At 72.2% G+C, this 8,895-nt stretch carries 6 protein-coding genes; 3 read left to right on the forward strand and 3 right to left on the reverse strand.

The window, feature by feature from the left end; translation table 11 throughout:
* Nucleotides 1-56: 56 nt before the first annotated feature.
* From ACFW3D_RS26915 to ACFW3D_RS26925, 3 genes are read right to left on the reverse strand one after another with little or no spacing between them, the layout of a single operon-like run.
* The gene (locus ACFW3D_RS26915) at nt 57-1,088 is read right to left on the reverse strand and encodes an ABC transporter permease (RefSeq protein WP_500507972.1); all 1,032 of its coding nucleotides are present in this window, start codon (nt 1,086-1,088) and stop codon (nt 57-59) included.
* Complete coding sequence (locus ACFW3D_RS26920) at nt 1,081-2,136, reverse strand: ABC transporter permease (protein ID WP_500507974.1); 1,056 nt, start codon at nt 2,134-2,136, stop codon at nt 1,081-1,083. The genes ACFW3D_RS26915 and ACFW3D_RS26920 overlap by 8 nt, the downstream gene beginning before the upstream one ends.
* Nucleotides 2,133-3,653, reverse strand: coding sequence for a sugar ABC transporter ATP-binding protein (locus tag ACFW3D_RS26925; protein ID WP_500507976.1), 1,521 nt, complete (start codon nt 3,651-3,653; stop codon nt 2,133-2,135). Before ACFW3D_RS26925 ends, ACFW3D_RS26920 begins: the two co-directional genes overlap by 4 nt.
* Nucleotides 3,654-3,965: 312 nt before the next feature.
* Between ACFW3D_RS26925 and rhaI the strand changes: the two genes are divergently transcribed.
* From rhaI to ACFW3D_RS26940, 3 genes are all read left to right on the forward strand, one after another.
* Entirely contained in the window at nt 3,966-5,132 is a 1,167-nt protein-coding gene (gene rhaI, locus ACFW3D_RS26930) for an L-rhamnose isomerase (RefSeq protein ID WP_500507978.1), read from the forward strand.
* A 64-nt stretch (nt 5,133-5,196) separates the two neighbouring features.
* The gene (locus ACFW3D_RS26935) at nt 5,197-7,242 is read left to right on the forward strand and encodes a bifunctional aldolase/short-chain dehydrogenase (protein WP_500507980.1); all 2,046 of its coding nucleotides are present in this window, start codon (nt 5,197-5,199) and stop codon (nt 7,240-7,242) included.
* A 133-nt stretch (nt 7,243-7,375) separates the two neighbouring features.
* Nucleotides 7,376-8,863: a rhamnulokinase gene (locus ACFW3D_RS26940; RefSeq protein ID WP_500507982.1), complete on the forward strand. Its 1,488-nt coding sequence runs from the start codon at nt 7,376-7,378 to the stop codon at nt 8,861-8,863.
* Nucleotides 8,864-8,895: the final 32 nt, after the last annotated feature.

The following is an 8,895-nucleotide window of genomic DNA, read 5'->3' on the forward strand; positions in this document are numbered from 1 at the left end:
GGAGGGGGTGCGGGGGGTGGTGGTGCCGTGTGACGTGTGCGGGGGGAGGTGGGGACTCATGAGGCGGCGAGGGCGGCCGGGGTCTTGTCGGCCGACCTCCTGCGCGCCCTGGCCTGCGATACCTGGCGGCCGATCCTCGGGGCGAGGACGGAGATCACCAGGAGCACGCCGGTGACGACGATCTGGGACTGGGCCGAGACGTTGAGCAGGCTCATGACGTTCTGGCCGGCGCCGAGCAGGAACACACCGGCGATCGCGCCGCCCAGGGTGCCCTTGCCGCCGTCGAAGTCGATGCCGCCGAGCAGGACGCCCGCGATGACGGACAGCTCCAGGCCGGTGGCGTTGTCGTAGCGGGCGCTGGCGTAGTGCAGGGCCCAGAAGATCCCGGTGAGGGAGGAGACCAGGCCCGTCGTCACGAACATCGCCAGCTTCAGCCGCCGTACGCGCACTCCCGCGAACCGGGCCGCCTCCTCCGAGGCGCCGACGGCGAACAGGGAGCGTCCGACGGGGGTCGCGTGCAGCACCAGGACGGCGACCAGCAGCAGCACGACGAAGGGGATCGCCGCGTACGGGATGAAGGTGCCGTCGATCCGGCCGGCGCCGAAGTCGAGGTACTGCTGCGGGAAGTCGGTGACGGAGTCGGCGCCGAGCACGATCTGCGCGATGCCGCGGTAGGCGGCCAGCGTGCCGATGGTGACGGCGAGCGAGGGCAGGCCCAGCCGGGTCACGAGCAGGCCGTTGACCAGGCCGCACAGGGCGCCGAGGAGCAGGCAGAGCGGGATGATCGTCTCGATCGCCATGCCGCCGTTCCACAGCGCGCCCATCACGGCGCCGGACAGTCCGGCCGTCGAGCCGACGGACAGGTCGATCTCGCCGGAGACCACGAGCATGGTCATGGGCAGCGCGATGAGCGCGATCGGCAGGGTGTTGCCGATCAGGAAGGACACGTTCAGGGCGTTGCCGAAGTTGTCCACGAAGGAGAACGAGCAGATCAGCAGGACGACGAGCAGGGCGCCGACCGCGGTGTCCCAGCGCACCGCGCCGCCGAGGCGGGCGAGCGGGGCGGGGGCCTTGGTGGTCTCAGGCATGGTGGGCACTCCTCATCTGTGCGGCCCGCTTGCGGAGGACGCCGGCCACCCGTAGCGCCACGATCCGGTCGACGGCGATGGCGAGCAGGAGCAGGACGCCGTCGATGGCCAGCACCCACACCGAGCTGACGCCGATGGAGGGCAGGACGCTGTTGATCGAGGTCAGCAGCAGGGCGCCGAGCGCGGCGCCGTACACGGTGCCGGAGCCGCCGGTGAAGGCGACGCCGCCGACCACCACGGCGCTGACGACGGTCAGTTCGTAGCCGTTGCCGGTGCCGGAGTCGACGTTGCCGAAGCGGGCGAGGTAGAGCGCGCCGGCGAGTCCGGCGAGCGCCCCGCACACCACGTACGCGGTGAGGATCCGCTTGCGGACCGGGACGCCGGCCAGCCGGGCGGCCTCGGGGCTGGAGCCCAGCGCGTACAGGTCGCGTCCGCCGCGGTAGCTGCGCAGGTAGTAGCCGGCCGCGACCAGCACCACCAGCGTCAGCAGCGCGAGGTAGGGGATGACCGACAGGCCGTCGTGGCCGAAGTCGACGAAGCTCGCCGGCAGGTCGCCCGCGGTGATCTGGCGGGAGCCGACCCAGATGGAGTCGATGCCGCGGATGATGTAGAGCGTGCCCAGGGTCACCACGAGCGCGGGGACCTGACCCAGGCTCACCAGCAGGCCGTTCAGCAGGCCGAAGAGCACGCCGAGGGCGACCGCGATGAGCACGGCGACGAGCGGGTTGCCGCCGCCGTGCAGATAGGTGCCGGCCGCGAAGGCCGAGATGCCGAGCACCGAGCCGACCGACAGGTCGACGTTGCGGGTGATGACGACCATGGCCTGGCCGACGGCGACCAGCACGAGGATGGTGGCGTTCAGCAGGAGGTCCTTGACGCCCTGCTGGGAGAGGAACTCGCTGTTGTAGATCTGGGTCGCGGCCAGCATGACCACGAGGACGGCGAGCACGGCGAGCGCCCGCAGTTTCAGCACCCGGTCCAGGAAGCGGCGGGACGCGGTCGGTTCGTCCGCGGCGATCTGCTGCGGGGTGTCGGCGGTCACGGTCACGCCGCCCTCCTCACGCGGCCGGTCGCCGCCGCCATCACGGATTCCTCGGTCGCCTCCGACCGGGGGATCTCGGCCGTCAGTCGTCCCTCGTGCATCACCAGGACGCGGTCCGCCATGCCGAGGATCTCCGGCAGGTCGGACGAGATCATCAGTACGGCCACGCCCTCGGACGCGAGCCGTGAGAGCAGCCGGTGCACCTCGGCCTTGGTGCCGACGTCGATGCCGCGTGTGGGCTCGTCGACGATCAGCACCTCGGGCGCGGTGGCGAGCCACTTGGCGAGGACGACCTTCTGCTGGTTGCCGCCGGAGAGGGTGCCGACGACGTCGGCCAGCCGGGCGTACTTCACCTGGAGCCGTACGGCCCAGTCCAGGGCCCGGCTGCGCTCGGCACGACGGCTCATCAGACCGCCCTTGGTGGTGGCGGCGAAGCCGGTGAGCCCGATGTTGCGCTCGATGGACATGTCCATCACCAGACCCTGGGCCCGGCGGTCCTCGGGGACCAGCGCGATCCCCGCGGCCATGGCCAGGCTGGGCGCGCCGCCGCGCAGAGGCTTGCCGTCGACGACGACCTCGCCGGCGTCCCGGCGGTCCACTCCGAAGATCGCCCGGGCGACCTCGCTGCGGCCGGCGCCGACCAGGCCCGCCAGGCCCACGATCTCGCCGCGGCGCACCTCGAAGGAGACGTCGGTGAAGACGCCTTCACGGGTGAGCCGGCGCACGCTGAGGGCCACCTCGCCGATCTCGGCGTCCTGCTTGGGGTAGAGCTCGTCCAGGTCGCGGCCGACCATGCGGCGCACCAGGTCGTCCTCGGTGAGCCCGTCGAGGGGCTCGCTGGCGATCCACGCGCCGTCCCGCAGCGTGGTCACACGCTGGCAGAGGGCGAAGATCTCCTCGAGGCGGTGGGAGATGAAGAGCACCGCGGCGCCCTGCTCGCGCAGGGACTTGACGACGCCGAAGAGCCGGGCGACCTCGCTGCCGGTGAGCGCGGCGGTCGGCTCGTCCATGATCAGGACGCGGGCGTCGAAGGAGAGCGCCTTGGCGATCTCCACCAACTGCTGGTCGGCGATGGACAGTCCGCGGGCCGGCTGTTCCGGGTCGAGGTCCACGCCGAGTCGGCGGAAGAGTTCGGCCGCGGCCTCGCGCACGGCCTTGTGGTCGACCCTGCCGAGCGAACGGCGGGGCTGACGGCCGACGAAGATGTTCTCGGCCACCGACAGGTCGGGGAAGAGGGTCGGCTCCTGGTAGATGACGGCGACCCCCGCGTCGCGGGCGTCCCCCGGGCCGTGGAACTCCACGGGCCGGCCGTCGAGCAGCACCGTGCCCGTGTCCGGGCGGTGCACACCCGCGAGGGTCTTGATCAGTGTCGACTTGCCGGCGCCGTTCTCGCCCGCGAGGGCGTGGGCCTCGCCGGCATGCAGCCGGAGCGACACACCGCGCAGTGCGCGAACGGCACCGAAGGACTTGCTCACCCCCTCGAGCGCGAGCACCGGAGTGGTCTCCGGTTCGGGGTGCGTCATTGCGCCCTCCTGCTATGAAATGTTTCAACGGAGTTGCCGGGAAGCTAGCCCCGCCCCGCGAAGGCGTCAAGAGCCGCCGCCTCCCCCTCCTGACCTGCACCCACGCGAAACCCGCAGGTAACAGCCCCGACAACACCGCACGAACAGCAACAACGCGGCTTCGCCGTGCGGATGACACGATTCAATAACGGGGAACCGGACCGCCGGACCTCTTGACGGCCCCCCGTGGACGTGGATAGCTTCACAGCCGAATGAATCGATTCACTGGAAGCCGGTTCACTGAGCCGATTCACCGAGCCATCCGAGGTGGACATGCCTGACTTCGCAGCCGTCAAGGCCGCACTCACAGCCCAGCGGATCGAGACTCCGTCCTGGGGTTACGGCAATTCCGGCACCCGTTTCAAGGTCTTCGCCCAGGCCGGGGTGCCCCGTGACCCGTACGAGAAGCTCGACGACGCGGCCAAGGTGCACGAGTTCACCGGCGTCGCCCCGAAGGTGGCCCTGCACATCCCCTGGGACCGGGTGGAGGACTACACCGCGCTCGGCGCCCACGCCAAGGACCGCGGCCTGGAGCTGGGCGCGATCAACTCCAACGTCTTCCAGGACGACGACTACAAGCTCGGCAGCGTGTGCCACCCCGACCCCCGGGTCCGCCGCAAGGCCACGGACCACCTGCTGGAGTGCGTCGACATCATGGACGCCACCGGCTCGAACGACCTCAAGCTCTGGTTCTCCGACGGCACCAACTACCCCGGCCAGGACGACATCGTGGGCCGCCAGGAGCGGCTCGCCGAGGCCCTGGCCGAGGTCTACGAGCGGCTCGGCGACGACCAGCGGATGCTGCTGGAGTACAAGCTCTTCGAGCCGGCGTTCTACACCACCGACGTCCCGGACTGGGGCACCGCCTACGCGCACTGCCTCAAGCTCGGCCCCAAGGCGCAGGTCGTCGTCGACACCGGCCACCACGCGCCGGGCACCAACATCGAGTTCATCGTCGCCTTCCTGCTGAGCCAGGGGAAGCTCGGCGGGTTCGACTTCAACTCCCGCTTCTACGCCGACGACGACCTGATGGTCGGCGCCGCCGACCCGTTCCAGCTCTTCCGGATCCTGCACGAGGTCGCCAAGAACGGCGGCTTCGAGACCGCGACGAACGTGGCCTTCATGCTCGACCAGTGCCACAACATCGAGGCCAAAATCCCCGCGGTCATCCGCTCGGTGATGAACGTCCAGGAGGCCACCGCCAAGGCGTTCCTGGTGGACCTCGACGCCCTGGGCGCGGCGCAGCGCTCCGGTGACGTCCTCGCCGCCAACGCCGTGCTGATGGACGCGTACAACACCGACGTGCGCCCGCTGCTGCGGGAGGTGCGCGAGGAGCGGGGTCTGGCCCCCGACCCCGTCGCCGCCTACCACGCATCCGGCTGGCAGGAGCACATCGTCGCCGACCGCGTCGGCGGCACCCAGGCCGGCTGGGGCGCGTAGGCCCCGCCGGCCGGGCGCCGTCCTCCCGCACCTCCTCGTTCCTCCCCTCCCGAAGGACACCCCCATGGCACCCGCCACCCATCCGGAAGTCGCCGCGCTGCTGGAGCGCGCCCACCGACTGGGCGCCGACCCGCGCAACACCAACTACGCCGGGGGCAACGCCTCCGCCAAGGCCACCGCCACCGATCCCGTCACCGGCGGCGCCGTGGACCTGATGTGGGTCAAGGGCTCGGGCGGTGACCTGGGCACGCTCACCGAGGCCGGCCTCGCCGTCCTGCGCCTGGACCGGCTGCGTGCCCTGACCGCCGTCTACCCGGGCCCCGAGCGCGAGGACGAGATGGTCGCGGCGTTCGACTACTGCCTGCACGGCAAGGGCGGCGCAGCCCCGTCCATCGACACGGCGATGCACGGCCTCGTCGACGCCGCCCACGTCGACCACCTGCACCCCGACTCGGGCATCGCGCTGGCCTGCGCCGCGGACGGCGAGAAGCTCACCCAGGAGTGCTTCGGCGACAAGGTCGCCTGGGTGCCGTGGCGCCGTCCCGGCTTCCAGCTCGGCCTGGACATCGCCGCCATCAAGGAGGCCAATCCGCAGGCCGTCGGTGTGATCCTCGGCGGCCACGGCATCACCGCCTGGGGCGACACCTCCGAGGAGTGCGAGCGCAACGCCCTGTGGATCATCCGCACCGCCGAGGAGTTCCTGGAACGCCACGGCAAGCAGGACCCGTTCGGCGCCGCGCTGCCCGGCTGGGAGCCGCTGCCGGAGGCCGAGCGCCGGGCCCGGGCCGCCGCCCTCGCCCCGGTCCTGCGGGCGATCGCCTCCCAGGACCGCGCGCAGGTCGGCCACTTCACCGACTCCACGCCCGTCCTGGACTTCCTCGCGCACGCCGAGCACCCCCGGCTGGCCGCGCTCGGCACCTCCTGCCCGGATCACTTCCTGCGCACCAAGGTCCGCCCCCTCGTCCTCGACCTGCCCCCGACGGCGCCGCTCGAGGAGGCCGTGGCCCGTCTGGAGGAACTGCACGCCGCCTACCGCGCCGACTACCAGGCCTACTACGACCGGCACGCCGACGAGGACTCCCCCGCCATCCGCGGCGCGGACCCGGCGATCGTCCTCGTCCCGGGCGTCGGCATGTTCAGCTACGGCAAGGACAAGCAGACCGCGCGTGTCGCGGGCGAGTTCTACGTCAACGCGATCAACGTGATGCGCGGCGCCGAGGCGGTCTCCGCGTACGCCCCCATCGACGAGGCGGAGAAGTTCCGCATCGAGTACTGGGCGCTGGAGGAGGCCAAGCTCCGGCGGATGCCGAAGGCCAAGCCGCTGGCCACCCGCATCGCCCTGGTCACCGGAGCCGGTTCGGGCATCGGCAAGGCCATCGCGCACCGCCTCGTGGCGGAGGGCGCCTGCGTGGTCGTGGCCGACCTCAACGCGGAGAACGCCGGGGCCGTCGCCGAGGAACTGGGCGGCCCCGACCGGGCGGTCGCGGTGACCGTGGACGTCACCAGCGAGGAGGCCATCCGCGCCGCCTTCGACGAGGCCCTGCTGGCCTTCGGCGGGGTGGACCTGGTGGTCAACAACGCGGGCATCTCCATCTCCAAGCCCCTGCTGGAGACCACCGCCCGCGACTGGGACCTCCAGCACGACATCATGGCCCGCGGCTCCTTCCTCGTCTCCCGCGAGGCGGCCCGCGTGCTCATCGCGCAGAAGCTCGGCGGCGACATCGTCTACATCGCCTCCAAGAACGCGGTCTTCGCCGGGCCCAACAACATCGCCTACTCCGCCACCAAGGCCGACCAGGCGCACCAGGTCCGGCTGCTGGCGGCCGAGCTCGGCGAGCACGGCATCCGCGTCAACGGCGTCAACCCCGACGGGGTCGTCCGGGGCTCGGGCATCTTCTCCTCCGGCTGGGGCGCCCAGCGCGCCGCGACGTACGGGGTACCGGAGGAGAAGCTCGGCGAGTTCTACGCCCAGCGCACCATCCTCAAGCGGGAGGTGCTCCCCGAGCACGTCGCGAACGCGGTCTTCGCCCTGACCGGCGGCGAGCTGACGCACACCACGGGTCTGCACGTCCCGGTCGACGCCGGCGTGGCCGCGGCGTTCCTGCGCTGACGCCGTCAGCACCGTGCGGGGGAGCCGGCCGGCTCCCCCGCACGCGTACGACCCACCGACCCCCGCGGTGCGCCGCACCGCTCCGACCGCACCCGTCGCTCCGACCCGAACGACCAGAACACGAGGGGCCCACGTGCCATTCGCCGCCATCGACCTCGGCGCCACCAGCGGCCGCGTCATCCTCGGCCGGGTGGGCCCCGGCCACCTGGTCCTCGACGAGGTGCACCGCTTCGCCAACACCCCCGTCCGGCTGCCCACCGGACTGCACTGGGACGTCCTCGCCCTGTTCCGGGAGAGCCTGGACGGTCTGCGCCTGGCGGCCCGGGCCGGGGACGGCGTGGCGTCGGTCGGCATCGACAGCTGGGCCGTCGACTACGGACTGCTCGACGCGGACGGCACCCTGCTCGGGAACCCCCACCACTACCGCGACGGCCGGACCGAGCACGTCGCCGAACGGGTCAGGGACGAGATCGGTGCGCAGCGGCTGTACGGGGTCACGGGGCTGCAGCACCTGCCCTTCAACACGGTCTTCCAGCTCGCGGCGGCCCGCGACGGCGCGCAGTTCGCGGCCGCCAGGACGCTGCTGATGATCCCCGACCTGCTCACCCACTGGCTCACCGGCAGCATCGGCGCCGAGGAGACCAACGCCTCCACCACCGGCCTGTTCGACGCGCGCACGGCGTCCTGGGCGGAGGAACTCCTCGGCCGGCTCGGCGTCGAGCCGGGCCTGCTGCCGCCGCTGCGTGCCCCGGGCGACCACGCCGGCACGCTGCTGCCCCACGTGGCCGCGTACACCGGGCTGCCGGCGGACACCGCCGTCGTCACCGTGGCCTCGCACGACACCGCCTCCGCGGTGGCCGCGGTCCCGGCCACCGGGTCGCACTTCGCGTACATCTCCTGCGGCACCTGGTCGCTCGCGGGCCTGGAACTGGACGCCCCGGTGCTCACGGAGGCCTCGCGGCTCGCCAACTTCACCAACGAGCGCGGCATCGACGGCACCATCCGGTACCTCCGCAACATCATGGGCATGTGGCTGCTGGAGGAGTGCCGCCGCACCTGGGAGCAGCGGCAGGAGGGCCTGCCCCTGCAGGAACTGCTCGCCGCGGCCGCCGCCGCGGAGCCCTTCGCGGCCCTCATCGACCCGGACGACCCCGTGTTCCTGGCACCCGGCGACATGCCCGCCCGGATCCGCGCCTTCTGCCTGCGGACCGGCCAGCGGCCCCCGGAGTCCCACGGCGCCGTCGTCCGCTGCATCCTGGAGAGCCTCGCCCTGGCCCACCGGCGCACCCTCCGCGAGGCGGCCGAGCTCGCCGGCCGGGACATCCACCGCGTCCACCTGGTCGGCGGCGGCTCCCGCAACGAACTACTGTGCCGGTTCACCGCCGACGCCACCGGGCTCCCGGTCGTCGCGGGCCCCACCGAGGCCACGGCGCTGGGCAACATCCTCGTGCAGGCCCGCGCCCACGGCACGGTCGGCGACGGTCCCGACGGCCTGGCGGCGATGCGCGCCCTGGTCGCGGCCACCCAGCCGCTGCGCACCTACGAGCCGGCCGCGGACACCCGGGCCTGGGACGCCGCGGCGGCACGGCTGGCGGAGTTCGGCGCGGCGCAACGGCCGTAGCTGTGGCCGGTGGTTCGGCTGTCCCGCCGTCT

The organism is Streptomyces sp. NPDC058864 (genome assembly GCF_042742985.1).
In the GTDB taxonomy this organism is placed as follows: Bacteria; Actinomycetota; Actinomycetes; order Streptomycetales; family Streptomycetaceae; genus Actinacidiphila.